The sequence below is a fragment of the Methylobacterium fujisawaense genome (assembly GCF_039619325.1).
Taxonomy (GTDB): domain Bacteria; phylum Pseudomonadota; class Alphaproteobacteria; order Rhizobiales; family Beijerinckiaceae; genus Methylobacterium; species Methylobacterium fujisawaense.
In genome coordinates, this window is the sequence record NZ_CP155000.1 from 790,814 (window position 1) to 815,364 (window position 24,551).

Genomic DNA, 24,551 nt, shown 5'->3' on the forward strand with positions numbered 1-24,551 from the left:
TCACGATTAGGCACGGTCCGCGGACGCTCCTTCCTGCGCCAGGAAGAACCGGACCATCTCGCCGCTGGCATCGGGCCCCCGCGGATCGGTATAGGATCCGTCGGGGCTTCCGCCCGACCAGGCGTGCCCGGCCCCGTGCAGAACCCACTGCTCCAGAAGCGGCCGGCCGGTCGCGTCGCTGCGGACCGTCCGGGTATAGGCCATGCCCCCGGGGCTCGTGCCCCGACTGACCGTCTCGTCCAGGCCCGGGGCCGGCACGGCCTGCGCCGCGACCCGATCGCCATTGACGGGATGCACGGTTCGATCGCCGTCGCCATGGAACACGATGGTCGGGACCGCCTGCCGATTCGGCCCCGGTGCCGCCCCTTGCCCCTGCATGGCCGCGAAGGCGGTGGGCATGTCCCGGGCCGCCCCGCAGGCCAGCCCGGAATGGATGCCCACGGCCGCGAATAGGTCCGGATAGGTCGCCGCCAGGATCGCCGCCGCGGCGCCGCCGGCCGAGAGCCCGGCCGCGTAGACCCGGCCGGGATCGGCCGAGAACTCCGCCACGACCGACCGGGCGATGCCGGCGATCAGCGCCGGCTCGCCGCCCTCGCGGACTTGGTCGCCCGCCGCGTACCAGTTCCAGCAGCGCTGCAGGTTGGCCGACGGGGGCTGTTCCGGATAGGCGACCAGGAACGTCTGCTCCTCGGCCAGGGCGTTCATCCGCGTGCCGGCCGCGAAATCGTCGGGGTTCTGGGTGCAGCCGTGCAGCATCACGATGACGGGCAGGGCCTGACCCCGGTAGCCGCTCGGGACGTAGACCTTGTAGCCCCGGCTGCCGGCGGCCTCCGTGAAAACGCGATCCTCGAACCGCGCCCCGGGCGGGACTTCGGCGGCAGGGCGGCGGGCTGACGGGCCGGCATTCGGCAGCCGCTCGCGCAGGGCGCGCAACATCGCCGACAGGTCCGGGGCCGTCCCTGGTCGCGAACCGCCGCCTTGATCCGGCGCCGTCCAGGCACCGCCGGCTGCCGTCGGCGCCTCCATGTCGAGGGTCTGCTCGGCATGACCGGCGGTGCCGGGCCGGTCTGCCATCCCGCGTCGTGCCTCGGTCCATTGCGCGACGGCGGCCTCCTGGCCGCGGCGGAACCGCGCCATGGCGTCCTGCATCCGGGCGGTCCGGTCCGCTGCCCCGGTTCCTCGCCCGGTTCCTGGCCGCGTTCCCCTGCCCTTCGCCGTCGCGGATCCGAAGGCGTGCGGGTCGAATTGCGGCATTCCGAACGCCGAGAGGTCGAGCTTCGACGGGTCAATCTTGGGGAAACGGAACATGGGGAGGGTCCTCATACGGCGTGGTTCGGGTGGAGATTCCGCGCGACCGGGGCGCGGACGGTCAGGTGGTTCGGTCGGCCAGTGCCGCCTTGACGGCGGCGCTGGCCTGGAAGGCACCCAGGACCTCCACGGACGCGATCGCGGCCCGCGCCAGTTCGGGGGTGACGTCCGCGGCGATCGTGGCGAGGCCCAGAACCTGGATGTGCAGGGGCGAGCCGGCATCCCGAGCCGCTTCCAGGTCCGCGCGGGAGAAGTGCGAGAGCCCCAGCCGGAGCTGGCGCCGCGCCACCGATTGCCGGACCGCCTCCTCCTGCCGGTCCAGCTGATTGCGCACGGCCGTGCGGATGAAGTCGGCCCGGTTGGCGTAGAAGCCGTCGCGGACCATCAGGTCGACGCGCCCGAGATCGACGAAGCCAAGATTAACCGTGATCTTCTCGCTGTCCGGTACCTTCGGACGGAGGTCGCGCGCGGTGTCGGTCATCGTCGAAACATCTCCCGGCCATCCCGTTGGATGGTGTAGAGATGGTGATGGGCATCCAAAGCGCAATGGGCGTTGGAGTATCGAGACCGGCGGCGGCGCCGCGCACGCCGGTCATGCGGCTCGGGAACCTGCCCGGCAGCCCGCGCGCGCTCTCACCGGGGAGTGCCGGCGTCCCAGAGCGTGCCAGGGTGGCGATGCGGCAATCGTCGCCTCCCCGGGGGGCGGCGAACGAGGTCGCAGATCCCGTGCGGGATGGCGCAGGCTCGAGCGGTGCGGTGCCATCTGCCCCGCCCCCCCCCACCCATCGCCCCCTCCCCTGAGCGTGAGGGAGCCTGCACTTGCGTTCCCGGGGCAGTGGCGCCGGGCGGAAATCTGCGGATCACGCAGGCGCGCTGAGCGCGGCGGCCGCAGAGGGGCGACGGCGGGTCAGGGCGGCCGCATCCTGCATCGCGCCCCTCACCGCCGCTCCGGCTCTACCCACAGGATGCGGTTGGGCCGCGCCGTGACCCGGCGCCGCGCGGGGAGAGCCGCCTGGACTCGGCGCCTGTCCCGATCGCGGGACCGTCCGGCGCCTCAATCGGCGCCGATTCCCCGCCCCTTCAGGCTCTCGTCGATCTCGTCGAGGGCCGCGGCGTCGTCGATCGTCGCCGGCATCGTCCAGGGCTCGTGGTCGGCGATGCGCTTCATGGTGGCCCGCAGGATCTTGCCCGAGCGGGTCTTGGGCAGCCGCGGCACGGTGAGGGCCAGCTTGAATGCCGCCACGGGGCCGATCTCGTCGCGCACCTTGGCGACGAGTTCCCGCTCGATCGTCTCGGTCGGCCGGTCGACGCCGGCCTTGAGCACCACGAAGCCACAGGGGACTTCGCCCTTCAGGGCGTCCCGGATGCCGATGACCGCGCACTCGGCCACGTCCGGATGGCCCGCCAGCACTGCCTCCATGCCGCCGGTGGACAGGCGGTGCCCGGCGACGTTGATGATGTCGTCGGTGCGTCCCAGCACCGTGATGTAGCCGTCCGCGTCGATCACCCCGGCATCCGAGGTGTCGTAGTAGCCCGGGAACGTGGAAAGGTAGCTCGACCGCATGCGCGCGTCCGAGCCCCAGAGCGTCGGCAGGCAGCCGGGGGGCAGGGGCAGGCGGATCGCGATGGTGCCCATGGTCCCGGCCGGGACCGGTTTGCCGCCCTCGTCCAGCACCTCGACCTGGTAGCCCGGCATCGGCACGCAGGTGCTGCCGTGCTTCACCGGCAGGAGGCCGAGACCCATCGGGTTGCCGGCGATCGGCCAGCCGGTCTCGGTCTGCCACCAATGGTCGATCACCGGCCGGTTCAGCACCCGCTCGGCCCAGGCGACCGAATCGGGATCGGCGCGCTCGCCCGCGAGGAACAGGCTGCGGAAGGCCGAGAGGTCGTAATCGGCGATCCGGGCGCCGGCGGAATCCTCCTTCTTGATGGCCCGCAGCGCCGTCGGCGCGGTGAACAGGCACACGACCCCGTACTCGGCGACGACCCGCCAGAATGCGCCGGCATCCGGCGTGCCCACCGGCTTGCCCTCGTACAGGACCGTGGTGCAGCCGTGCAGGAGCGGCGCGTAGACGATGTAGGAGTGCCCGACGACCCAGCCGATGTCGGAGGCGCAGAAATAGGTCTCGCCGGGCTGGACGCCGTAGAGGTTCGGCATCGACCACGCGAGGGCGACGAGGTAGCCGCCGGTATCGCGGACCACGCCCTTGGGCTTCCCGGTCGTCCCGGAGGTGTAGAGGATGTAGAGCGGGTCGGTGGCGGCGACCGGCACGCAGGCCGCCCGCTGCCCCGCCGCACGGGCGGCCGCCACGGCCTCGGCCCAGTCGCGGTCTCGCTCCGGCATGAGCGTCGCGGCGGCCTGCGGGCGCTGCAGGATCAGGCAGGCTTCCGGCTTGTGGCGCGAGGCCGCGATCGCCGCGTCGAGGAGCGGCTTGTAGGCGACCACGCGGTTCGGCTCGATCCCGCAGGAGGCGGCGAGCACCACCTTCGGCGCCGCGTCCTCGATCCGCACCGCCAGCTCGTTGGCCGCGAAGCCGCCGAACACCACCGAATGCACCGCGCCGAGCCGTGCGCAGGCCAGCATGCCGAACAGGGCCTCGGGCACCATCGGCATGTAGAGGATCACCCGGTCGCCCTTGCCGACGCCGAGGCCGGCGAGGACGGCGGCCAGTACCGCCACCTCGTCGCGCAACGCGCGGTAGGTGATGCTGCGCTTGGTCCCGGTGACGGGCGAATCGTAGCGGATCGCCACCTGATCCGCCCGCGCTCCGTCGGCGTGACGGTCCACGGCATTGTGGCAGGCGTTCAGGGTGCCGTCCGGAAACCAGCGGCCGTAGGGGCCGGAATCCGGCGCGAAGGCCCGCTGCGGGACGTCCGCCCAGTCGAGCGCCTGCGCCGCGCCGAGCCAGAACGCCTCCGGGTCGCGGCGGGCCGAATCGTAGATGTCCGGGTAGCGGCCCGGCAGGCTGGCTCTCGTCATCGGTTCGGCGTTTCCTCGCGGGCCGCTCTCCGGCAGCGGGGCCCAGAGTAGCGCATTCTTCCGCGGGTGCGAGGCCGGTTGTGGGTCGCCGGAACCGCCGTGCGCCTTCGCTCGCGCCATAGGGGCGCTCCGTGACGCGTTCGCCCGATGCATCCCGGATCGGCGGCTTCGAAGCCGGGCGCTTCGGCGTGGCCGGCGGGAAACGCATCTGCCGGGAGGTCGCGGGTCGTCTGTTTCGATCCCCGGGCGTGCGGGCGCGGCAGGCGCCCCGTCGCCAAGGCTCCGGGGTCACATCCGCGAGAGCACGACGCGCGCCCGGATCGGCGATCCCCAGGCGGCCGTTTCTCCAAACGAGCGGTCGCAGAACGCAAAACCGCCGCACCGGTCTCCCGGTGCGGCGGCAGCTGTCGTGCCGTTTCTGCTATCCGTGCGGACGGATCAGGGGCTCAGTGCAGCGTATTGCCGTTCGCCTGCAGCCTGTTGATCTCGTCCTTGAGAAGGAGTTTCCGTCGCTTCATCTCGGCGATGTGAAGGTCGTTCGCCGAAGGTCTGTGGATCGCTTCCTGAATCTCACGCTCGAGGGCTTCGTGCTTCCGGGCGAGTTGGTTCAGATGCGTCTGCAGCGACATGAGCCGAATCTCCTGTCATCGTTTCGACACACCGAGATTGGCACAAGATGCCGGACCTGTCGAAGCGTTTTCTGCTGCTAAGTCTGATGATTGCTTACCGCGCCGTCTTGTCCGGCGCCGGAGCGTGACGCATGCTCTCGGGCCATGAACGGTCTTCGGGTCCTCAGGTGACGATGGCGGACGAGGCGGGTGAGAGTGCGCAGTCGGACCTCCTGGGCGAACTGGCGCGGCTGCGCGAGGAGCACCGGGATCTCGACGGTGCCATCGAGGCGCTGGAGCGCAGCGTGGCTGGCGACCAGCTCCAGATCCAGCGTCTGAAGAAGCGCAAGCTCACCCTGCGTGACCGCATCTTCCACATCGAGGACGCGCTCACGCCGGACATCATCGCCTGATGCCGGTGGACGTCTTCGGGTCGCGCCTTGCCGCGGGCCCGCACCGCCTGTAAGCGCCCTCTTTTTCCGGGATCAACGATGGCGTCGCCTCCGGTCGCGATCATCATGGGCAGCCAGTCCGACTGGGCGACCATGCGGCATGCCGCCGAGACGCTCGATGCCCTCGGCGTACCCTACGACGCGCGCATCGTGTCGGCCCACCGCACGCCGGACCGGCTCGTGGCCTTCGCCAAAGGCGCGGTCGCGGCCGGCCTCAAGGTCGTGATCGCGGGGGCGGGCGGCGCCGCGCACCTGCCCGGCATGGCGGCCGCGATGACCCGCCTGCCGGTCTTCGGCGTCCCGGTGGAATCCAAGGCCCTGTCCGGCCAGGACAGCCTCCTCTCGATCGTCCAGATGCCGGCGGGCATCCCGGTGGGGACCCTGGCGATCGGCCGGGCCGGGGCCATCAACGCGGCCCTGCTCGCCGCCGCCGTCCTGGCGCTCTCCGATCCGGATCTGGCGGAGCGCCTGGAGGCGTGGCGCGCGGCCCAGAGCGCCTCGGTGGCCGAACGGCCGGTGACGGAAGAGAACGCGTGACGGACAAGATCCTCGGCCCCGGCTCCACCCTCGGCATCGTCGGTGGAGGCCAACTCGGGCGCATGATCGCGCTGGCGGCGGCCGATTACGGCCTCAAGGCGCACGTCTACGCCCCCGACGCGGACAGCCCCGCCTTCGACGTGGCCGCCCGGACCACCTGCGCGGCCTACGACGATGCCGAGGCGCTGGCCGCCTTCGCGTGCAGCGTCGATGTCGTGACCTACGAGTTCGAGAACATCCCGCACGCCACCGCCGACATCCTGGCCCGGCACGCCGCCCTGCACCCGAACGCGCGGGCGCTCTCGACCACGCAGGACCGCCTCTCCGAGAAGGAATTCATCAACGGGCTGGGCATCCCGACGGCGCCGTTCCGGGCGGTGGACACGCCCGACGATCTCGACCGGGCGATCGAGGTGATCGGCTTGCCGGCGGTGCTCAAGACCCGCCGCTTCGGCTACGACGGCAAGGGGCAGCGCATGCTCCGCGAGCGGGCCGAGGGCGACCGCAACGCCCTGTTCGCCGAGTTCGGCGGCGCGCCGCTGATCCTGGAGGGCTTCGTGCCGTTCGAGCGCGAGGTCTCCGTGGTGGGCGCCCGCGGGCGCGACGGCAGCTTCGCGGCCTACGACCTGTGCGAGAACGAGCACCGCGATCACATCCTCGCTCTGACGCGGGTGCCGGCCCCGGGCGTGGCCCCGGAGACGGGCCGCATCGCCCTCGAGATCGCCCGGCGGATCGCCGACGCCCTCGACTATGTCGGCGTCCTCGCCGTCGAGATGTTCCTCGTCCGCGAGGACGGGGCGGAGCGGCTCGTGGTCAACGAGATCGCGCCCCGGGTCCACAATTCCGGCCACTGGACCAGCGAGGGGGCGCTGACCTCGCAATTCGCCCAGCACGTGCGGGCCGTCTGCGGCTGGCCGCTGGGCGATCCGGGCCGGGTCGGCGGCCTGCCGGTGGAGATGCGCAACCTGATCGGCGCCCAGGCCGACGACTGGCACGCCCTGCTGGCCGAGCCCGGCGCCCATCTGCACCTCTACGGCAAGGGCGAGGCGCGTCCCGGCCGGAAGATGGGTCACGTGACCCGCCTCGGGCCCGTCCCGGCCGGTTCCTGAGGCTTCCAAGGCACACCTGCATCGCCGCATGGCGGTCGGAAGCCCGCCTGCGGCGTCCCGGAACCGTCGAGCCATACCTTCGCCACATCCCACCGCTTCCACCACAGCGTGGTCGGTTCCGAATGCTGTCGATCGATTCCGCCTGCACCGCCTTCGTCCCCGGGACGGGCGGGGGCCGGATCACGACGCGGCGCTTCTTAAGCCGGCCTTCACCGTGATGCGCGACGGTGCCCCGGATTCGGGCGTGCCCGGCGCACGGCGCGGGCTCTTGGACTGTGAGGGGCGAGGCGGGCACGCGCAAGGCGGGCGACGCCTCGGGGAGAGTGGGGCAATGAACGTACGCAACGGGCTGGGACGAAAGACGGCACTGATCGGCGCAGCCATGGTCTCGGCCGCCGGCCTCGCGGGCTGCGAGACCGTCGGGAGCGCGGCCGGCCCGCGGCAATACGCGGTCCTCGAGAAGGACACCACGGGGGCCACGAACGTCAACATCGCCTCCCTGACCGAGGTCGTGCAGCGCAACCCGAACGACGCGGCCGCCTACAACACCCGCGGCGCCGCCTATGCCCGCGCCGGCCAGTTCAACGATGCCATCGCTGACTTCACCAAGGCGATCCAGCTCGATCCGAACTCCGCCTCCGCCTACAACAACCGCGCCCTGGCGAGTCGCCAGATCGGCCGCGACGGCCCTGCCCTGCAGGACTTCACCAAGGCAATCGGGATCGATCCGAATTACGGCCCGGCCTATATCGGCCGCGCCAATGTCGAGCGCGCCCAGGGCAACCTCGACCAGGCGCTCAACGACCTCAACGTCGCGATCCGGCTGATGCCGGAATCGGCCGAGGCCTATCATGCCCGCGGCCTCGTGCGGCAGAAGCAGGGTCAGGACACGCAGGCGATCGCCGATTTCGACGCCGCCATCGACCGCGACCCCTTCAAGTCCGCGCCCTACGCCGCGCGCGGCCAGAGCCTGATCGCCACGAACCAGTACCCGAAGGCGATCGAGGACTACAACGCGGCCCTCAACGTCAACAACAAGGACGCCACCTCCTGGGCCTATCGCGGCCTGGCCTACGAGAAGTCGGGCCAGCGCAAGGAGGCGATGGAGAACTACCAGCGCGCAGCGACGATCGATCCGAACAACTCCGTCGCCCGCGCCGGCCTCGGCCGGGTGCAGGGTGGGGTCGGCTCGCTGTTCAACTGACCGCTCGACGGTCTGAAGGCGGTTTCACAAGGTCTCCGCCTCCCCTGCCTGGGGCGGAGACCTGTTCGTCGGGGTTTCACCCCGACACCCCACCAAAGGGCACGCCCTTTGGAAGCCCCATGTCCGCGTGGGTTACGCCGCCAGCAGTCCGTTCGCGTCCTGCGTGATGCGGCGCAGGTGATGGGCGGTGTCGCCGAGCTGGTACTCGATCATGGCGAGCCGCTTGAAGTGGTGGGCGCCGATATACTCGAGGGTCATGCCGATGCCGCCGTGGAGCTGCACGGCCTCCTGGCCGACATACCGGCAGGCCTTGTTGATCTGGACCTTCACGGCCGATAGGGCCGCCGCACGCGCCGCCGCATCCGGCGTGTCGACCATCATGGCGGCGTAGAGGGCCATCGAGCGGGCCTGCTCCAGCTGAATCAGCATGTCCACCGCCCGGTGCTGCAGCGCCTGGAACGACCCGACGCTGACGCCGAACTGCTTACGGGTCTTGAGGTACTCCACGGTGAGCGTGTGGAGCGCGTCCATGGAGCCCACCGCCTCGGCGGCGAGCCCCGCGATCCCGTGCTCCACCACCCGCTCCAGCAGCGGCAGGCCGGCTTCGGGATCGCCCAGCGCCGCGTCGCCGGGCAGGGGCACCTCCGAGAAGGACACCTCCGCGGCCCGGCCGCCATCCTGCGTCGGGTAGGCCTCGATCGCGACGCCGGCAGCGTCGGCCGGGACCAGGAACAGGCCGATCCCCTGCGCGTCGCGCCGCTCACCCGACACGCGGGCGGAGACCACCATCAGGCCGGCCGCGTCGGCGTTGGGTACGACGCTCTTGGCCCCACTCAGCACGAAACCGTCGCCGGAGCGTCGGGCCGTGGTCGCCACGTCGGCGAGGTCGTAGCGGGACTGGCGCTCGGTGTGGGCGAGGGTCAGGCGCAGGTCACCGGAGACCAAGTCGGGAACGAGGCGCGCCTTCTGCGCGGCGCTGCCGCCGAGCCGAAGGGCCGTCGAGCCGAGAACGAGGCTCGCCAGCAGCGGCTCGACCACGAGGTTGCGGCCGACCGCCTCCATGACCAGCATGGTCTCGACCGGGCCGCCGCCGAGGCCGCCGTCCTCGTCCGAGAAGGGCAGTCCCGTGACGCCGAGTTCGGAAAATGCCGCCCAGCCCTCCGCGGGGAAGCCGAGCGGCGCCTTGAGCCGCGCCTGCCTGCTTTCCAGGGACGGGTAGAGGTCGGCGGCCAGCCGCTCGACGCTGTCGCGCAGGAGCGACTGGTCCTCGTTCAGGTCGAAATCCATGGTGGTGTCCTCGGACGTTCCCTCCCCCCTCTGCGGGGGAGGGTGGCCCCTGCGTCAGCAGGGGCCGGGAGAGGGGAACCCGGCTGCAGGACAGGGCGCGACCGGCATGAAGGGCGTGCCGCGTCCTGAAACGTCGCTCCCCTCTCCCGACCCCCTTCGGGGGCCACCCTCCCCCGCAGAGGGGGGGAGGGAGAGCCGAGGCCGCGACCGCCGCGTTTCTCAAGCCTGCAAGCGGATCCGGGATCGTCTCACAAACCCAGAATGCCCTTGGCGATGACGTTGTGCTGGATCTCGTTCGAGCCGCCGTAGATCGAGACCTTGCGGTTGTTGAAATAGCTCGGCGCCGCCGCATCGACCCAGTCGAAGCCCCCGGGCAGGTTGTTGGCCCCTGCCCCGCGTGCCGGGGCGGCGAGCGCGAACGGCCCGGCGAGCTCCACCAGCAGCTCCGTCGCCGCCTGCTGGAGCTGCGAGCCGCGGATCTTGAGGAGCGAGGAGGCGGGGTCCGGCTCCACCGAATCCGCCCGGCCCTGCTTGGCCGCCACCCGCATCTGGGTGATCTCCAGGGCCTTCAGCTCGACCTCGACCTCCGCGACGCGGGACCGGAAGGCGGGATCGTCCCACATCGTGCCGGGTCCGGCCGGCATTTCCCGGGCGAGGCGCTTGATCCGGGCGATCCGCTCCTTGGTGAGCCCGATCCGGGCGATGCCGGTGCGCTCGTTGGCGAGCAGGAATTTCGCGTAGTCCCAGCCCTTATTCTCCTCGCCGACGAGGTTCTCCACCGGCACGCGGACAGAGTCGAAGAAGACCTCGTTGACCTCGTGCCGGCCCTCCAGGGTGAGGATCGGCCGCACGGTGATGCCGGGCGTCGTCATGTCGATCAGGAGAAAGGAGATGCCCCGCTGCTTCTTGGCCTCGAAGTCGGTGCGGACGAGGCAGAAGATCCAGTCGGCGTGCTGGCCGAGCGTCGTCCAGGTCTTCTGGCCGTCGACGACGTAGTGGTCGCCGTCGCGCACGGCCTTGGTCTTGAGCGAGGCGAGGTCGGAGCCGGCCCCGGGCTCGGAGAAGCCCTGGCACCACCAATCGTCGAGATTGGCGGCACGCGGCAGGAAGCGCTCCTTCTGGTCCTGCCGGCCGAAGGTCGCCAGCACCGGGCCGAACATGTAGCAGTTGAACTGCTGCGGCAGGGGTACCGCCGCCTGGAACAGCTCCTCCGTGTAGATGTAGCGCTGGATCGGGGTCCAATCCCGGCCGCCAAATTCCTGCGGCCAGTGCGGCACCGCCCAGCCCTTGGCGTTGAGGATCCGCTGGCTGGTGACGTAGTCGTCCTTCGAGAGGCTGCGCCCCTCCGAGACTTTTTTTCGGATCTCGGCCGGGATCTCCGTCCGGCAGAAGTTCCGGACCTCGTCGCGGAACGCGATTTCCTCGTCGGTGAAGCGCAGATCCATCGATTCAGCTCCGGGCGATCTCGAACAGGCCGGCACAGCCCTGGCCGCCGGCGACGCACATGGTCACCACGGCGTAGCGCGCGCCGCGGCGGCGGCCTTCCAGCAGGGCGTGGCCCACGAGCCGCGCCCCCGACATGCCGAACGGGTGGCCGACCGCGATGGCGCCGCCGTTGACGTTGACCGTGTCCGGGTCGATCCCGAGCTTGTCGCGGCAATAGACCGACTGGGACGCGAAGGCCTCGTTCAGCTCCCACAGGTCGATGTCTGAGACCCGCAGGCCCTGCCGCTCCAGGAGCCGCGGCACCGCGAAGACGGGGCCGATGCCCATCTCGTCCGGCCCGCAGCCCGCCGAGGCGAAGCCCCGGAAGATGCCGAGGGGCTCGAGGCCGCGCCGCGCCGCCTCGGCGGCCGACATCAGCACGCTGGCCGAGGCCCCGTCCGAGAGCTGGCTGGCATTGCCCGCCGTGATGAAGGCCCCCTCCCCGCGCACGGGCTTGAGCTTGGCGAGACCCTCCAGGGTCGTGTCCGGCCGGTTGCCCTCGTCCTTGGCGAGCCGGGTCTCGACCTCCCGGGTCTCGCCGGTGGCCTTGTCGGTCACCGCCATGACGGCGCTCATCGGGACGATCTCGTCGTCGAACAATCCGCGTTCCTGCGCGGCGGCGGTGCGGCGCTGGCTCTCCAGGGCGAAGAGATCCTGCGCCTCCCGGGAGATCCGGTAGCGCTCCGCCACGATGTCGGCGGTCTCGATCATCGGCATGTAGATCGCCGGCAGATGCGCCTCGAGCCACGCATTGCGGGTCAGCTCCCGCTGGACCTTGGGCTGCACGAGGCTGATCGACTCGACCCCGCCCGCCACCGCCACCGGCACGCCGTCGAGGATGATCCGCCGGGCCGCGCTGGCGATCGCCTCCAGGCCCGAGGCGCAGAAGCGCGAGACCGTGACGCCGGCCGACTCGACCGGGATCCCGGCCACCAGGGCGGCGTGGCGGGCGACGTTGCCGCCCGTGGCGTTCTCCGGATAGCCGCAGCCGAGCACCACCTCCTCGACCGCCTCCGGCTCCAGCCGCGCCCGGTCCAGGGCGCCGCGGATCGCGTGGGCGGCCAGATCGGCGCCGCGGGTGAGGTTCAGCGCGCCGCGATGGGCCTTGCCGATGGGCGTGCGAGCGGTCGCGACGATCACCGCGTCGGTCATGCCGGAATCCTCTGGGGTTCCCAAAGGGCGTCACGCCCTTTGGTGGGGTGTCGGGGCGAGGCCCCGACGGATGCGGCCTCGGCCGTCAGCAGGGCGCTGCCCTGCACCCGCGAAAGGTCCCGGACCTTTCGAAACCGGGACTTGGTGTGCGCAAGCCGAAACGGCATCAGGCCGAAGCCTTCCACTCGGCGAAGCGGCCGCCCTCGGCGGCGAGGCGCTTCAGGAGCGGGGCCGGCTCCTGGCTGTCGTCCCCGGTCTCGGCCGCGAAGCGCGACAGTGCCTCGGCGATGGTCTTCAGCCCGACCGTATCGGCCCAGTGCATCGGGCCGCCGCGCCAGGCCGGCCAGTTGTAGCCGTTGATCCAGATCGTATCGATGTCGCTCGGACGGGCCGCGACGCCCTCCTCTAGGATCCGCGCGCCCTCGTTGACCATCGGGTACATCAGTCGCGCCACGATCTCGTCCGGCGTGAAGCTGCGGCGCGCGATGCCGTGCTCGGCGGCGACGCGGGCGATCAGGGCCTCCACGTCCGGGTCGCGGGTGCCGGTGCGGGCGCCGTCCGGGTAGAGGTAGAAGCCGCGGCCGGTCTTCTGGCCGTAGCGGCCCTGCTCGGCCAGCGAATCGGCGACCGGCGCCCGGCCGCCGAAATCCTTGCGCGAGCGCCAGCCGATATCGAGCCCCGCGAGATCGCTCATGGCGAAGGGGCCCATCCGGAAGCCGAAACCGGTCACCGCCGCGTCGACCTCGTGCGGCAGCGCCCCCTCGAGCAGCAGGCGCTCGCCGGCGCGGCTGCGGCGCTCCAGCATGCGGTTTCCGACGAAGCCGAAGCAGACCCCCACCGTCACCGGCAGCTTGTTGAGGCGCTTGCCGAGATCCAGGGCGGTGGCGAGCACGTCCGGCGCGGTCTTCTCGGCCCGGACCACCTCCACGAGGCGCATGACGTTGGCGGGGCTGAAGAAGTGCAGGCCGAGCACGTCCTGCGGCCGGCTCGTCACCGCCGCGATGGCGTTCACGTCAAGGTAGGAGGTGTTGGTGGCCAGGATCGCGCCAGGTTTGGCGATGGCGTCGAGCTTGGAAAAAATCTCCCGCTTGACGCCCATGTCCTCGAAGGCTGCTTCGATGACGATGTCGGCCTCCGCGGCGTTCTCCAGGCCGATCGCCCCCGTGATCCGGCCGACCCGCTCGTCGCGCTGCGCCTCGGTGATCGAGCCGCGCTTGGCCGAGCCGGCATAGAGGCCCCTCACCCGGTCGAGACCGCGCTCCAGGGCACCGGCCTCCGTTTCGATCACCGTCACGGGGATGCCGGCATTGGCGAAGCACATGGCGATCCCGCCGCCCATCGTGCCGGCGCCGATCACCGCCGCCGTCCGGACGGGGCGGCGGGGCGTGTCCTTCGGCAGGCCGGGGACGCGGGCCGCCTCGCGCTCGGCGAAGAAGGTGTAGCGCAGGGCCTTCGAGCGCGGATCCTCCACCAGGGTGCGGAACTCGGCCCGCTCCACCGCGACGGCGGCGTCGAAATCCTGCTCCAGGCCGGCGCGCACGGCCCGCACCAGGGCGTGGACGTTGGTGGCGTCGGGATCCCGCTTCATCGCCTCGGCGGCCAGGCTCTCGAACCGCTCGCGGGCCTCCGGCGTGAGCTTCTCCGACCGGTCGCGCACCCGCGGGAGGCGGCCCGCATCAGCGATCTCCAGGGCCCGGGTCCGGGCCTCCGCCACGAGGTCGCCCAGGACCACGGCGTCGACGATGCCGAGCGCCGCCGCCTTCTCGGCGGAGACGGGCTCGCCGGTGAGCATCATCGGGAAGGCGGCGTCGGGGCCGATCAGGCGCGGCAGGCGCTGCGTGCCCCCCGCCCCCGGGATGATCCCGAGCTTGATCTCCGGCAGCCCGATCTTGGCGGCCGGCGCCGCGACGCGGCCGTGGCAGGCCATCGCCAGTTCGAGGCCGCCGCCGAGGGCCACGCCGTTGATGGCCGCCACCACGGGCTTCGGGCTGGCATCGAGGCGGTCCAGGATGTCGGGCAGGCTCGGCGGCTGCTGCGGCTTGCCGAACTCGGTGATGTCGGCCCCGCCGACGAACACCTTACCCTCGGCGGCCAGCACAATCGCGCGGACCGATTCGTCCGCGATGGCCTGGTCCAGGGCCCCGTCGAGGGCGGCCCGCAACGCGGCACCGAGCGCGTTGACCGGCGGGTTGGCGAGCGTGAGCACGGCCACGCCTCCATCGACCTCCTGACGAACCACACAACACTCCCTGTCATTCTGCAATGCAGAATAATGGTCTGCACGTTGGATGAATGTTGGTCCGGGTCGACGCGAGCGTCAAGCGAGGGCCGTGACTCGTCTGCGGCTGACGTCATCTCCGAACCGATCATTCTGCATTGCAGAAATCGACGGATGCTGCCGTTTGACCCGCGCCCCGGCGCCATGTCATCAAAACGGCCCTGGGCGGGACTCGGTTGCGGTCGCCGCCGGGTGAGCGATGATCGGGCTGCCCGAAGCAGGGGAGGATCGCGGTGCGTGGCATCCATCGGGGCGAGCGGCCCGGGAGCGCCTGTCCGGCGCGGAATCGGGCGGCAGGGAGCGGGCGGTGAGCGACGGTCCCGAGCAGACCCTGTCCGGGCGCCTGCCCGAAGCCCTGCGCGGACGCCTCGCCCTGCCGGTGATCTGCGCGCCGATGTTCATCGTCTCCGGGCCGGAACTGGTGATCGCCCAGTGCCTGTCCGGCGTGGTCGGCTCGTTCCCGGCGCTCAATGCCCGGCCCGCCGCTCTGCTCGACGAATGGCTTACGCGGATCACGCGAGCGCTTGCGGAGGCCCGGGCGGCCGACCCGTCGCGCAAGGTCGCGCCCTTCGCGGTGAATCAGATCGTCCACGCGTCCAACGACCGGCTGGCCCAGGACGTCGAGGCCTGCGTCCGGCACCGGGTGCCGATCATCATCACCTCGCTGCGGGCGCCCGACGCGGTGATCCGCCCGGTTCACGCCTATGGCGGCGTGGTCTTCCACGACGTCACCACCGTGCGCCATGCCGAGAAGGCGCTGGAGGCCGGGGTCGACGGGCTGATCCTCGTCTGCGCCGGCGCGGGCGGGCATGCCGGCACGCTGAGCCCCTTCGCCCTCGTCGGCGAGATCCGGCGGTTCTACGGCGGTCCGCTGATCCTCTCGGGGGCGATCACTTCGGGCGCGGCGATCCTGGCCGCCCAGGCCATGGGGGCCGACCTCGCCTACATGGGCACCCGGTTCATCGCCACCCGGGAGGCGAACGCCGCCCCCGCCTACAAGGACATGATCGCCGGCAGCGCGGCCGCCGACATCCTCTACACCCCCTACTTCACCGGCGTGCCGGGCAACTACCTGACGCCGAGCATCCGCGCCGCCGGGCTCGATCCCGAGGCGCTGCCGGTGCGCGACAAGACCGCGATGAATTTCGGCAGCGGCAGCGTGAAGGCGTGGCGGGACGTCTGGGGCGCGGGCCAGGGCGTCGGGACCATCGCGGACGCGCCGGCCACCGCCGACCTCGTGGCCCGTCTTGCGCGGGAATACGCGGCGGCGCGGGGGCGGATGGCCGGCCTGTCGGCGGAATACGCGGGCGAGGCCGTGCCGTGAGCGTCCGCGTGCATCCGCCTCTCGCGGCGCAGGCGGCTGGTCTTTTCCGCTTCACGGGATGGGCGATGGAGGTCCGGGCTCCGGATATCCGAGCTTCGGCGCCCCAGCGCGGTGCCGGTCCCCGCTCCCGGACGGGGGCGGAAGCCGCCTGTCGCGCTCCGTCGGCGATGGCGGGGGGCACGCGTCTCTCGCCGCCCGTTGCCTGTCCGGCGAGGGGACAGCGGCCTGCTCGGGAGACGGGGGCGCGACTGTGATGTGTGAATCCGCCCCCCCGAACCTGCGCGTCGCCGACCCGGAGCCCGGGATCCGGCTCATCACCATCGACCGGCCGGAGCGGCGCAACGCCCTCGATCGGGCGACCTATGCGGGCCTGACCGCGGCCATCGAGGCCGTGGCCCGGGACGAGGCGGTGCGCGCCGTCGTGCTCACCGGCGCCGGCGGCTGCTTCACCGCCGGCAACGATCTCAAGGATTTTCAGGACGTCGAGACCGGCGGCGACAGCCCCGGCCTGACCTTCCTCAAGGCTCTGCGCGCCTGCCCGAAGCCAGTCCTGGCGGCCGTGGAGGGCCATGCGGTCGGGATCGGCACGACGCTGCTGCTTCATTGCGATCTCGCCTATGCGGGGGACGGCGCCCGGTTCCGCCTGCCCTTCACGGCGCTCGGCCTCAGCCCGGAGGGCGGATCGAGCTACCTGCTGCCCCTGGTGGCGGGTTCGAAGCGCGCCGCCGAACTCCTGATGCTCGGCGAGCCCTTCACGGCCGCGGAGGCCGCCGCGGCGGGCCTCGTCAACGCCGCCGTCCCGGCGGGGACAGCGCTGGAAACCGCCCTGGGCAAGGCGCGCGCGCTCGCGGCCCTGCCCCCGCTCTCGATTGCCGCCACCAAGCAGGCCCTGCGCCGTGGCCACGAGGAAGCTGTCGCTCGGACGCTCGGCGAGGAGGCGGAGGTCTTCCACGCGCTCCGCCGCGCCCCGGAGGCGCAGGCGGCCTTCGCGGCGTTCCTGCACCGATGAGGGCGCGGATGGATGCGGACGCGGCCCTGCTGGCCGATCCCGACACCGCCGGACTCGGCGCGAAGGAGGACCGGCACTTCGTGACGGCCCTCGCGCGGGGGCTGTCGGTGCTGGCCTGCTTCGGTCCGGGGCGCACGAGCCTCGCCAACCACGACATCGCGGAGGCCTGCGGCCTGCCGCGCTCCACCGTGTCGCGGCTCACCTACACGCTGACCAAGCTCGGCTACCTGCAGCATTTGCCCGAGATCGGCCGCTACCGCCTCGGCACGGCGACGATCGCGCTCAGCTCGGCGGCTCTCGGAGGCCTCGACGTCCGCGGCATCGCCCGGCCCGTGCTCCGCGCCGTGGCCGAAGCCGCCAACGCTTCGGTGGGACTCGGCGTCCGCGACCGTCTCAGCATGCGCTACGTCGATTGCCAGCGCGGCCCGGCGGCGATCTCGCTCAACCTCGATACCGGCTCGCGCATCTCCCTCGCCCGCAGCGCCATGGGCCGGGCCTACGTGGCAATCTGCCCGGATCGCGAGCGCGAGGGCATTTACGAGGACCTGAAGGCCCTGGACCCGGTCGCCTGGCCCGCGCTCCGGGCCGGTCTCGACCGGGCCGTGGCCGAGCATCGGGAGATCGGCTGCTGCACCTCGTTCGGCGAGTGGCAGGAAACCGTCTGCGCCATCGCGGTGGGGTTCCATCCCGGTGGCGGCCTGCCGCCCATGTCGGTCAATTGCGGCGCCCCCACCGTCATCACCGACGCACGCTTCCTCATGGAGGTGGCGCGCCCGAGACTCATCGCAGCCGTCCGCAGCCTCGACGGCGTCATGGGAGCCTGAGGATGTCCGCGATGGATGCCGAATCCGCCACCGACGACCTGCCGCTCGCCGGGATCCGCGTCCTCGACCTGTCCCGGGTCCTGGCGGGGCCGTGGTGCGCGCAGGTGCTGGGCGATCTCGGCGCCGACGTGATCAAGATCGAGCACCCGGAGCGCGGCGACGATACCCGCGACTGGGGCGTGCCCACGAGCCCCGGCAACACCTCGTATTTCGACAGCGTGAACCGCAACAAGCGCTCCATCGGTATCGATCTCGCCACCCCGGACGGGCTGGCGATCGTCAAGGCGCTCGCGCGCGAGAGCGATGTCCTGGTGCAGAACTTCAAGACCGGCGGGGCCGAGAAGCTCGGCCTCGGCTACGGCGACCTGTCGGCGGAGAATTCCGGCCTGATCTACTGCTCGATCGCCGGCTACAGTTCCGACGGCTCTGAGGCCGGACGACCCGGCTACGACCTCGTCGTGCAGGGTGAATCCGGTGTGATGGCGCTCAACGGCGAGGCTGGAGGGCCGCCGCTCAAGTTCGGGGTCGCGGCGGTCGATCTGTTCACCGGGCAGTTCGCGGCCCAGGCCGTGCTGGCGGCCCTGTACCAGCGGGAGCGGACCGGACGGGGCAAGACGATCGACCTCGCTCTGTTCGATTGCGGTGTCGCGCTGACCTCCTATTACGGCCTGGAGGCGCTGGCCCGGGGCATCGATCCGCCCCGCTACGGCAATGCCCATCCCTCGATCGTCCCCTACGGGGTGTTCGAGGCCGGCGACGGGCCGGTGGTGATCACGGTCGGCAACAACGGGCAGTACCGCCGCTTCTGCGAGCAGGTGCTGGAGCGGCCGGACTGGGTCGCCGACCCGCGCTTCGCCACCAACCTCGACCGATCGCGCAACCGCGCCGCCTTCATCCCGGTGCTGGAGGCGGAACTCGCCAAGTGGGAGCGCGCGCCGCTGATCGCGCGGCTCAGGGCCGCGGGCATCCCCTGCGGCGAGGTGATGGGCCTGCGCGAGGCGCTCACCTGCGACCGGGCCCAGGAGGCCGGGCTGGTGGTGACGGCGCCCGGCAATGCCCACGTCATCGCCCCGCCCTACCGGCTCGACGGCCGCCGGCTGCCGGTGCGGCGCATGCCGCCGGGCCTCGGGGATTCGAGCGCCGAGATCCTGGCCGAGCAGCTGGACTATCCGGAGGACGCGCGCGACGCGCTGCGGGCCAAGGGCGTGGTCCGGTAGGCAGGAGGCGACCTGCAGGTCGCCTCCTGCAGGTCGCCTCCTGCCGTCGCGTGCCGTGGACGGCTCGCCGCGGGTCGGAGCGGGCCATCATCCGCGCGGTCGGGCCGTGGGCTAGCGCAGCACGCCTTCGGCCAGGGCCCGCTGGATGCCCCGGATGTCCGCGCCCTTCTTCAAGGTCCGCTGGATCGGCTCCGCCGCGCCCGAGACCCAGATCTTCAACTCGGCGTCGAGGTCGAACGTACCGGCGGTCTCGACCGAGAAGCGCACGATCGCGCGGTACGGCACCGACAGGAACTCGACCTTGCTGCCGGTCACGCCCTGGACGTCGATCAGGATGACGCGGCGCTCGGTGAACACGAACACGTCCCGGATGATCTTGAAGGCGAGCCGCGCCGTCTCGCCGTCGATCAGGATGCCGTCGAGCCGGCGCTCCAGGGAGGCCGCATCGACGGCCGAGCCGTGTCCGAGCAATCCGTCCAGAAGGCCCATGGCCGATCATCTCGTGCTGGTCCGCGTCGAGGCGGAGCATGGCGCCCGATCGTCGGCGCGGCAAGCGCCCGACGCGATCCGACACTCCGTTCCGACCGCAAGCCTGGTCGCGCGCGCCGATGCCCGGCGCCGCGCCCACCGTCACGTGCAGGTCGAGGTGTCCGATGCCCCCTCGGGCCGGCACCGGGCGTCGAAGCTTCGCGCGAGCTCGGCGAGGCTGACGGAACCGAGCCGCGTGATCAGAAGAGCCTCGGCCTCGCGCAGCGTGTCCTCGACCGCCGCGTTGACGACCTTCTCGACGGCGCAGGCCGGGTTCGCGCGATCGCTGCCGATCGCGAAGATGCGGGGCCCGCCGACCGCGCGGTGGATGTCGAGCAGCGAGACCGCGCTCAGGTCCGCCGCGATGGTCCATCCGCCGCCGTGCCCCTTCTCCGACGTCACGTAGCCCGCGTTCCGGAGCCCGGCCATCGTGCGGCGGACGACCACGGGATTCGTCCCGAGCATCCGCCCGATCGCCTCGGACGTCATCGGTCCGTCGTGGCGCGCCATGTGAAGCAGCACATGGAGCGTTCGGGAGAGGCGGCTGTCGGTGCGCACCCGTCGATCCATCACACTGGACTCGGGATTGGCAACCGTGCGCCATCACGATACTTATCAAGTTACGTGATGGAGCGGAGCTGAAGCGGTGCGCGAGTTCGAGAACCCGGATCGGTGGGACAGCGTCGCCGAGCACTACGAGACGACCGCCCATCCGTTCACGGCGCGCTTCGCCGAGGCGGCGCTCGCGCGGGTGCCGCTGACCGGAAGCAGCCGCGTCCTCGACGTCGCGGCGGGCACCGGTGCCCTCGCGCTGGCCGCGGCGCGGACGGGGGCGCAGGTCCTCGCGGTCGACTTCTCGCCCGGCATGGTCGCGCGCATCGCCGGGGCGGGACTGCCCAATGTCGACGCGCGGGTCATGGACGGACAGGCCCTCGCCCTGCCCGACGGTGGCTTCGACGCGGTGTTCTCGATCTTCGGGGTGATCATGTTCCCCGACTGGCGGAAGGGCCTCGCCGAGATGGCGCGCGTGACGCGGCCCGGGGGATCGGGCGTCGTGGCCACGTGGCAGGACCAGGGCGCGGCGACGTTCCTGCTGCTCGGCGAGATCCGCCGCAGGCTGTTCCCCGAGCGCGAGAGCCGGGCGATGCCCGAAGGGGTGCGGGCGCTCGGCGATCCGGCGGGGTTCACCCGGGCGCTGGTCGCGGCCGGGTACGCAGCCCCCCGGATCGACCGGGTGACCTTCGACTACGCGCTCGACGTCGCCATGCTCGACGACCCCGACACGGTGTTCGGCCTGTCGCCGGACTGGGTCGACCTGAGCGCGGCCGACCGGGCCGCGGTGATTGCGGAGGCGCGGCGCATGGCGGGCGGTCGACCCGTCCTGCCGATCCCCTCGACCGCCCTGATCGCCGTCGCGGAGCGCTGAGCGCCGCGGTGGCGCCAAATCCTGCGCCTCAGCCGGATTTGCGCGCGTCCGACAGCCGCGCCCGCGCGTCGTCCAGCACCCGGGTCAGGGCCGCGTCCCACGAGACCCGCGGCTGCCAGCCGGTGGCGGCGTGGAGGCGGCCGGCATCGCCCGCGGCCAGGGGAATCTCGGTCGGCCGCACGCGCTCCGGGGCGATGCGGATCTCGAACGGGACCCGGGCCCGGGCGCGCAGGTCCTCGAGGACGCTGGCGATCGTCCGCGGCTGGCCCGAGCTGATGTTGAACACGCTCCCGTCCGCCAGGGCGTCCGCCCGGCCGATCAGGTCGGCGTAGGCGTTCGCCACGTCGGCGACGTCGAGGAAGTCGCGATAGGAGGAGAGGTTGCCGACCTCCAGGCAGGGTGGCACGAGGCCGGCCTCGATCCGGGCGATCTGGCCCGCGAAGGAGGCCACGACGAAGCGCTCGTCCTGGCCGGGGCCGATATGGTTGAACGGCCGCAGCACGACGAGCTTCACGCCGATCCGGGGCAGCAGGTCGCGGAGCAGCTGCTCGCCCACCCATTTCGACCGGGCGTAGGTGTTGCGCGGCAGGGGCTCGACCGCCTCGCTGAGGGCGTGGCCCGCCAGGAAGGCGCTGCCGTAGACTTCGCCGGAACTGACGAAGAAGAAGGTGCAGCCCGGCACCGCCTCCACCGCGGCCACCAGGTTCATCAGGCCGTTGACGTTGACCCGCCACGTCTGGCCCGGGCCGCTGGCGGAATCCGCCACCGAGGCGAGGCCCGCCAGATGGAGGATCGCGGTCGGCCGGAATCGCGCCACGAAGCCGCTGAGCGCGGCTTCGTCGAGGAGATCGATCGCCGCGTAGCTGACGCCCTCCGGCAGGTGCGGCGCCCGCCCCCGCCCGATCCCGGCCACGCAATCGCCCGCTCCCGCGCTCATCGTCGCCAGGAGCGGCAGGACGTGGCCGCCCACGAAGCCGGCCGCCCCGGTGACGAGGATGCGCCGCGCGGCCGGGCCGCCGGATCCGTGGAGGGAGGGCGCGCTCATGGCGCGATCCGGGCGCGGCCCGTCACCTAGCCCGGTTTCCGAGTTCCCCAGCGCACGCCCCTGCTGCCCTGACCGGCCCCCGGCGAGCTGCCGGCATCGGCGCCGATCGCTGGGCCGGAGGCGGTCTGGGGCCGATGCTGAGAGCCGGCCGCCAGGGGTTTCGATGCCAGCGTGTCCGGCACCTCGGACAGGTGCGACTCGTCCTGGTCGGTGGCGAACTGCCCCGCCTTGCGGAAGGTCCAGAGATAGCCCGGCACCACCGCCTCGGCGGCGGTCGGCGTGATGCCGATGCCTTCGAAGGTCCGACCCTCGGCCTTGGCGGCCTCCGAGACGACGTTGTCGTTCTGAAGCAGCGTCACCTGATCGCGGGTCAGCTTCAGCGAATCCGGCAGCAGGCCGAAGGTCAGGGTGTCGGCGATCTCCAGCATGCGGGCCTGGAGCTTGGCCGCCGGCGCAGGCAGGTCCACGACCACCCGCTTCCGCCGGATCGTCTTCAGCATGTAGCGCACGAAGTGCTCCAGCGTGCCCACCTCCGGGCCGCCGAGTTCGTAGACCTTGCCGGGCGCCACGGTGCCGTCGACCGCGCGGGCGATCGCCTCGGCGACGTCGCCCACGAAGGCGGGCTGGAAGCGGGACTGGCCGCCGGCGAGCGGGAGAACCGGAAGCGCCCGGGCGAGGCCGGCGAAGCGGTTGAAGAAGCTGTCGCCGGGCCCGAAGATCAGCGAGGGCCGGAACACCACCGCGTCCGGACAGGCGGCGAAGACCCGCGCCTCGCCCTCCGCCTTGGTGCGCGCGTAGACCGACGGCGAGGCCGGATCGGCCCCGATCGCCGAGACGTGGATCATCCGGGCGCCCTGGCGCGCCGCGGCGCGGGCGATCGCCTCGGCCCCGTCGACCTGCAGCCGCGCGAAGCTCTGGGAGCCGGTCTCCTGCAGGATGCCGACGAGGTTGATCAGCACGTCCGACCGCTCGGCGGCCCGGACCACCGAGTCCGGGTAGCGCAGGTTGGCCTGGACGGCCACGATCTGGTTGACCTTCCCCAGGGGCTGCAGGAACAACGCGAGGTCCGGCCGGCGCACCGCGACGCGGATCCGGTAGCCGCGCTTGGCCAGCGCCCGCACCACGTGCCGTCCCAGGAAGCCGGAGCCGCCGTAGATCGTCACGAGCTGGTCCTGCGGACGCAGGAGCCCCGGCGTGGCGGCGGATGCGGACTGCGTCTCCGGACTCGTGTGCGCCGCCGCGGGCGCCGTCGTGTTCTCTTGGCCGCTCATCGCCGTGGTCTCGAGCTCCTCGCGCGCCCCGGGGCGCCGTCAGGCGGCCTACTTAGCCTAACTTCGGCGCGATGGGAGCCGCCGAATGAGCCGCCGCGCCATTCCGGTGAACAGCGTGGGGCCGATGACCGGCGCGGCAGAGGGCCGGACGCTGGAACGGGTGCGGCCGCCAAGCATTCTTCCCCACCATACGGCCCTGCCGAATCGCGCGGATGGGACGCGCCGGGGACTTCGATGATTGTAGGGATGCTCGTTTCCGCGGCGATCGCGGTGTTCGGCCTGCTGGTCGCGTTGGGGTTCGTCGGGCACCCGATCGACGCGCAGCTCGTCAGCAACTACGGCTGGAGCATTCTGATCATCGGCGTCGCGCTGTTCGTGCTGTTCGCGTGGTCCCGGTACAGCCGGACCCGCAGGCGGCACTCCGCCTGATCCGCCGGCTCAGGCGACCTTGATCCGGCGGCGCATCTCCCGCGCCACGGCCGGACGCCCGTTTGGACGGCCGCCGATCGCCCGGGGAGCCCCGACCGTGAGGCTCTGACATTCGCGCGCGATGAATGCGGTCGGCATCTCGGCCTGCATGTCGGCCTCCATGTCGCGCAGCGCCGTATCGGAATGGGCCGGGTGCAGGTGAATGATCCCGAGCGCCTTGACGCCCGCCGTCCGGGCGAGTTCCACGCCCTTCTGCCAGGTCGAGTGGCCCCAGCCCCGGCAGGTCGGATACTCGCCGTCGGTGAACATGCCGTCGTAGACCATCAGGTCGGCGTCGGCCACGAAGGCGGCGAGGTTGGGATCGGGCCAGGGGTCGCTGTGCTCGATGTCGCTGATCAGGCACAGGCGCTTGCCGGCATGCTCGAACCGGTAACCCACGGAGCCCTGCGGATGGTTCAGCAGGATCGTGGCGACCCGCGTCCCGTCCGGGAAGGTCAGGGTCTGCCCCGCCTCGAAGCCGTGGTGGCGGAAGGTGCAGCACAGCCTGTCGAGCGTAACCGGGAACAGCGGCGGCGCGAACAGGCGGTCGAGGGTTGGGCCGGCCGATTCGCCGCCGAGGTTGCCGCAATAGGTGTTGATCACCCGGTCGCAGTCGAGGACCGCCGGCTTGAAGAAGGGGAGCCCCGCGGTGTGGTCGAGATGCAGGTGGCTGAACAGCAGGTCGACTTCCCGGGGCAGATCGGTCCGGTGACCCTGTCCGAGATTGTAGATGCCCGAGCCCGCGTCGACGATGAACATCCGCTGGCCGCACCGCACCTCGATGCAGGGCGTGCTGCCGCCGAATTCGGCGTATTGCGGGCCGCTGACGGGCGTCGATCCGCGGACGCCCCAGAAGCGGAGTACGAGGTCTTGGTCGGCCGTCAGGAGAGTCGGCTCGGAACTGTTCGACATGGCGATCACGAATCCGCGGACAGTCGGTCCCGATCGGTTATGATCGAAACCCCGTCGCCGTTCCGGGAAGGTAGCTTTGAATAAGGCAGGCCGACGGAGCAGGTGTACCGCTCATCCCCTGCCGTAT

At 71.6% G+C, this 24,551-nt stretch carries 23 protein-coding genes; 10 read left to right on the forward strand and 13 right to left on the reverse strand.

Annotated features, from left to right (window positions below; genetic code table 11):
* Positions 1-6 precede the first annotated feature (6 nt).
* The 4 genes from ABC766_RS03745 to ABC766_RS03760 all read right to left on the reverse strand — a co-directional run bounded on the left by ABC766_RS03745 (position 7) and on the right by ABC766_RS03760 (position 4,917).
* Entirely contained in the window at positions 7-1,149 is a 1,143-nt protein-coding gene (locus ABC766_RS03745) for an extracellular catalytic domain type 1 short-chain-length polyhydroxyalkanoate depolymerase (protein ID WP_426315794.1), read from the reverse strand.
* A 220-nt stretch (positions 1,150-1,369) separates the two neighbouring features.
* Entirely contained in the window at positions 1,370-1,789 is a 420-nt protein-coding gene (locus tag ABC766_RS03750; RefSeq protein ID WP_075379812.1) for a CopG family transcriptional regulator, read from the reverse strand.
* A gap of 573 nt (positions 1,790-2,362) precedes the next feature.
* Complete coding sequence (locus tag ABC766_RS03755) at positions 2,363-4,288, reverse strand: propionyl-CoA synthetase (RefSeq protein WP_345821183.1); 1,926 nt, start codon at positions 4,286-4,288, stop codon at positions 2,363-2,365.
* Positions 4,289-4,734: 446 nt separating this feature from the next.
* Entirely contained in the window at positions 4,735-4,917 is a 183-nt protein-coding gene (locus tag ABC766_RS03760) for a YdcH family protein (protein ID WP_043347966.1), read from the reverse strand.
* 131 nt (positions 4,918-5,048) lie between these two features.
* On the opposite strand from ABC766_RS03760, the gene ABC766_RS03765 reads away from it, so the two are divergent.
* The 4 genes from ABC766_RS03765 to ABC766_RS03780 all read left to right on the forward strand — a co-directional run bounded on the left by ABC766_RS03765 (position 5,049) and on the right by ABC766_RS03780 (position 8,198).
* Positions 5,049-5,309 (forward strand): YdcH family protein, encoded by a 261-nt coding sequence (locus ABC766_RS03765; protein ID WP_078947082.1) that lies wholly within the window; start codon positions 5,049-5,051, stop codon positions 5,307-5,309.
* 78 nt (positions 5,310-5,387) lie between these two features.
* Complete coding sequence (gene purE / locus ABC766_RS03770; RefSeq protein ID WP_287088998.1) at positions 5,388-5,885, forward strand: 5-(carboxyamino)imidazole ribonucleotide mutase; 498 nt, start codon at positions 5,388-5,390, stop codon at positions 5,883-5,885.
* Positions 5,882-6,994, forward strand: a complete 1,113-nt coding sequence (locus ABC766_RS03775) for a 5-(carboxyamino)imidazole ribonucleotide synthase (protein ID WP_345821184.1) — start codon at positions 5,882-5,884, stop codon at positions 6,992-6,994. Before purE ends, ABC766_RS03775 begins: the two co-directional genes overlap by 4 nt.
* 331 nt (positions 6,995-7,325) lie before the next feature.
* Positions 7,326-8,198, forward strand: a complete 873-nt coding sequence (locus tag ABC766_RS03780) for a tetratricopeptide repeat protein (RefSeq protein WP_043347979.1) — start codon at positions 7,326-7,328, stop codon at positions 8,196-8,198.
* Between the two features lie 132 nt (positions 8,199-8,330).
* Here the strand turns inward: ABC766_RS03780 and ABC766_RS03785 are convergent, their stop codons facing one another.
* The 4 genes from ABC766_RS03785 to ABC766_RS03800 all read right to left on the reverse strand — a co-directional run bounded on the left by ABC766_RS03785 (position 8,331) and on the right by ABC766_RS03800 (position 14,361).
* A complete protein-coding gene (locus ABC766_RS03785; protein WP_345821185.1) occupies positions 8,331-9,485 on the reverse strand; it encodes an acyl-CoA dehydrogenase in 1,155 nt (384 codons plus the stop codon).
* A 248-nt stretch (positions 9,486-9,733) separates the two neighbouring features.
* Complete coding sequence (locus ABC766_RS03790) at positions 9,734-10,930, reverse strand: acyl-CoA dehydrogenase family protein (RefSeq protein ID WP_043756149.1); 1,197 nt, start codon at positions 10,928-10,930, stop codon at positions 9,734-9,736.
* Positions 10,931-10,934: 4 nt separating this feature from the next.
* Positions 10,935-12,122, reverse strand: coding sequence for an acetyl-CoA C-acyltransferase (locus ABC766_RS03795; protein ID WP_345821186.1), 1,188 nt, complete (start codon positions 12,120-12,122; stop codon positions 10,935-10,937).
* 166 nt (positions 12,123-12,288) lie between these two features.
* Complete coding sequence (locus ABC766_RS03800) at positions 12,289-14,361, reverse strand: 3-hydroxyacyl-CoA dehydrogenase NAD-binding domain-containing protein (protein ID WP_345821187.1); 2,073 nt, start codon at positions 14,359-14,361, stop codon at positions 12,289-12,291.
* A 346-nt stretch (positions 14,362-14,707) separates the two neighbouring features.
* Here ABC766_RS03800 and ABC766_RS03805 point away from each other — a divergent pair, with 346 nt between their 5' ends.
* The 4 genes from ABC766_RS03805 to ABC766_RS03820 all read left to right on the forward strand — a co-directional run bounded on the left by ABC766_RS03805 (position 14,708) and on the right by ABC766_RS03820 (position 18,774).
* Entirely contained in the window at positions 14,708-15,724 is a 1,017-nt protein-coding gene (locus ABC766_RS03805; protein ID WP_345821188.1) for a nitronate monooxygenase family protein, read from the forward strand.
* 253 nt (positions 15,725-15,977) lie between these two features.
* The gene (locus tag ABC766_RS03810) at positions 15,978-16,733 is read left to right on the forward strand and encodes an enoyl-CoA hydratase-related protein (protein WP_345821189.1); all 756 of its coding nucleotides are present in this window, start codon (positions 15,978-15,980) and stop codon (positions 16,731-16,733) included.
* Positions 16,734-16,741: 8 nt separating this feature from the next.
* Positions 16,742-17,557, forward strand: coding sequence for an IclR family transcriptional regulator (locus ABC766_RS03815; RefSeq protein ID WP_345821190.1), 816 nt, complete (start codon positions 16,742-16,744; stop codon positions 17,555-17,557).
* Positions 17,558-17,568: 11 nt separating this feature from the next.
* Complete coding sequence (locus ABC766_RS03820; protein WP_345821191.1) at positions 17,569-18,774, forward strand: CaiB/BaiF CoA-transferase family protein; 1,206 nt, start codon at positions 17,569-17,571, stop codon at positions 18,772-18,774.
* Positions 18,775-18,885: 111 nt separating this feature from the next.
* Here the strand turns inward: ABC766_RS03820 and ABC766_RS03825 are convergent, their stop codons facing one another.
* Both ABC766_RS03825 and ABC766_RS03830 read right to left on the reverse strand, forming a co-directional pair.
* Positions 18,886-19,263, reverse strand: coding sequence for a PH domain-containing protein (locus tag ABC766_RS03825; RefSeq protein ID WP_043345852.1), 378 nt, complete (start codon positions 19,261-19,263; stop codon positions 18,886-18,888).
* Between the two features lie 141 nt (positions 19,264-19,404).
* Positions 19,405-19,860: an Rrf2 family transcriptional regulator gene (locus ABC766_RS03830; protein ID WP_342144692.1), complete on the reverse strand. Its 456-nt coding sequence runs from the start codon at positions 19,858-19,860 to the stop codon at positions 19,405-19,407.
* Positions 19,861-19,948: 88 nt separating this feature from the next.
* Between ABC766_RS03830 and ABC766_RS03835 the strand changes: the two genes are divergently transcribed.
* A complete protein-coding gene (locus ABC766_RS03835; protein ID WP_345821192.1) occupies positions 19,949-20,728 on the forward strand; it encodes a class I SAM-dependent methyltransferase in 780 nt (259 codons plus the stop codon).
* A 28-nt stretch (positions 20,729-20,756) separates the two neighbouring features.
* On the opposite strand, the gene ABC766_RS03840 is transcribed toward ABC766_RS03835, so the two are convergent.
* Both ABC766_RS03840 and ABC766_RS03845 read right to left on the reverse strand, forming a co-directional pair.
* Positions 20,757-21,773: an NAD-dependent epimerase/dehydratase family protein gene (locus ABC766_RS03840; RefSeq protein ID WP_051976094.1), complete on the reverse strand. Its 1,017-nt coding sequence runs from the start codon at positions 21,771-21,773 to the stop codon at positions 20,757-20,759.
* A gap of 26 nt (positions 21,774-21,799) precedes the next feature.
* A complete protein-coding gene (locus ABC766_RS03845; RefSeq protein ID WP_083683329.1) occupies positions 21,800-23,044 on the reverse strand; it encodes a complex I NDUFA9 subunit family protein in 1,245 nt (414 codons plus the stop codon).
* Positions 23,045-23,290: 246 nt separating this feature from the next.
* On the opposite strand from ABC766_RS03845, the gene ABC766_RS03850 reads away from it, so the two are divergent.
* On the forward strand, positions 23,291-23,473 hold the full coding sequence (locus ABC766_RS03850; protein WP_236952875.1) for a hypothetical protein: 183 nt from the start codon (positions 23,291-23,293) through the stop codon (positions 23,471-23,473).
* Between the two features lie 9 nt (positions 23,474-23,482).
* On the opposite strand, the gene ABC766_RS03855 is transcribed toward ABC766_RS03850, so the two are convergent.
* Positions 23,483-24,424, reverse strand: coding sequence for an MBL fold metallo-hydrolase (locus ABC766_RS03855; RefSeq protein ID WP_345821193.1), 942 nt, complete (start codon positions 24,422-24,424; stop codon positions 23,483-23,485).
* Positions 24,425-24,551 lie beyond the last annotated feature (127 nt).

Excerpts from the sequence above, each read along its gene's own strand:
- ABC766_RS03795 (WP_345821186.1), bottom strand. The coding sequence starts at position 12,122 with ATGACCGACGCGGTGATCGTCGCGACCGCTCGCACGCCCATCGGCAAG.
- purE (WP_287088998.1), top strand. The coding sequence starts at position 5,388 with ATGGCGTCGCCTCCGGTCGCGATCATCATGGGCAGCCAGTCCGACTGG.
- ABC766_RS03760 (WP_043347966.1), bottom strand. The coding sequence starts at position 4,917 with ATGTCGCTGCAGACGCATCTGAACCAACTCGCCCGGAAGCACGAAGCC.
- ABC766_RS03780 (WP_043347979.1), top strand. The coding sequence starts at position 7,326 with ATGAACGTACGCAACGGGCTGGGACGAAAGACGGCACTGATCGGCGCA.
- ABC766_RS03845 (WP_083683329.1), bottom strand. The coding sequence starts at position 23,044 with ATGAGCGGCCAAGAGAACACGACGGCGCCCGCGGCGGCGCACACGAGT.
- ABC766_RS03765 (WP_078947082.1), top strand. The coding sequence starts at position 5,049 with ATGCTCTCGGGCCATGAACGGTCTTCGGGTCCTCAGGTGACGATGGCG.
- ABC766_RS03745 (WP_426315794.1), bottom strand. The coding sequence starts at position 1,149 with ATGCAGGACGCCATGGCGCGGTTCCGCCGCGGCCAGGAGGCCGCCGTC.
- ABC766_RS03815 (WP_345821190.1), top strand. The coding sequence starts at position 16,742 with ATGGATGCGGACGCGGCCCTGCTGGCCGATCCCGACACCGCCGGACTC.
- ABC766_RS03855 (WP_345821193.1), bottom strand. The coding sequence starts at position 24,424 with ATGTCGAACAGTTCCGAGCCGACTCTCCTGACGGCCGACCAAGACCTC.
- ABC766_RS03785 (WP_345821185.1), bottom strand. The coding sequence starts at position 9,485 with ATGGATTTCGACCTGAACGAGGACCAGTCGCTCCTGCGCGACAGCGTC.
- ABC766_RS03790 (WP_043756149.1), bottom strand. The coding sequence starts at position 10,930 with ATGGATCTGCGCTTCACCGACGAGGAAATCGCGTTCCGCGACGAGGTC.
- ABC766_RS03755 (WP_345821183.1), bottom strand. The coding sequence starts at position 4,288 with ATGACGAGAGCCAGCCTGCCGGGCCGCTACCCGGACATCTACGATTCG.
- ABC766_RS03820 (WP_345821191.1), top strand. The coding sequence starts at position 17,569 with ATGGATGCCGAATCCGCCACCGACGACCTGCCGCTCGCCGGGATCCGC.
- ABC766_RS03840 (WP_051976094.1), bottom strand. The coding sequence starts at position 21,773 with ATGAGCGCGCCCTCCCTCCACGGATCCGGCGGCCCGGCCGCGCGGCGC.
- ABC766_RS03825 (WP_043345852.1), bottom strand. The coding sequence starts at position 19,263 with ATGGGCCTTCTGGACGGATTGCTCGGACACGGCTCGGCCGTCGATGCG.
- ABC766_RS03750 (WP_075379812.1), bottom strand. The coding sequence starts at position 1,789 with ATGACCGACACCGCGCGCGACCTCCGTCCGAAGGTACCGGACAGCGAG.
- ABC766_RS03850 (WP_236952875.1), top strand. The coding sequence starts at position 23,291 with ATGCTCGTTTCCGCGGCGATCGCGGTGTTCGGCCTGCTGGTCGCGTTG.
- ABC766_RS03810 (WP_345821189.1), top strand. The coding sequence starts at position 15,978 with ATGTGTGAATCCGCCCCCCCGAACCTGCGCGTCGCCGACCCGGAGCCC.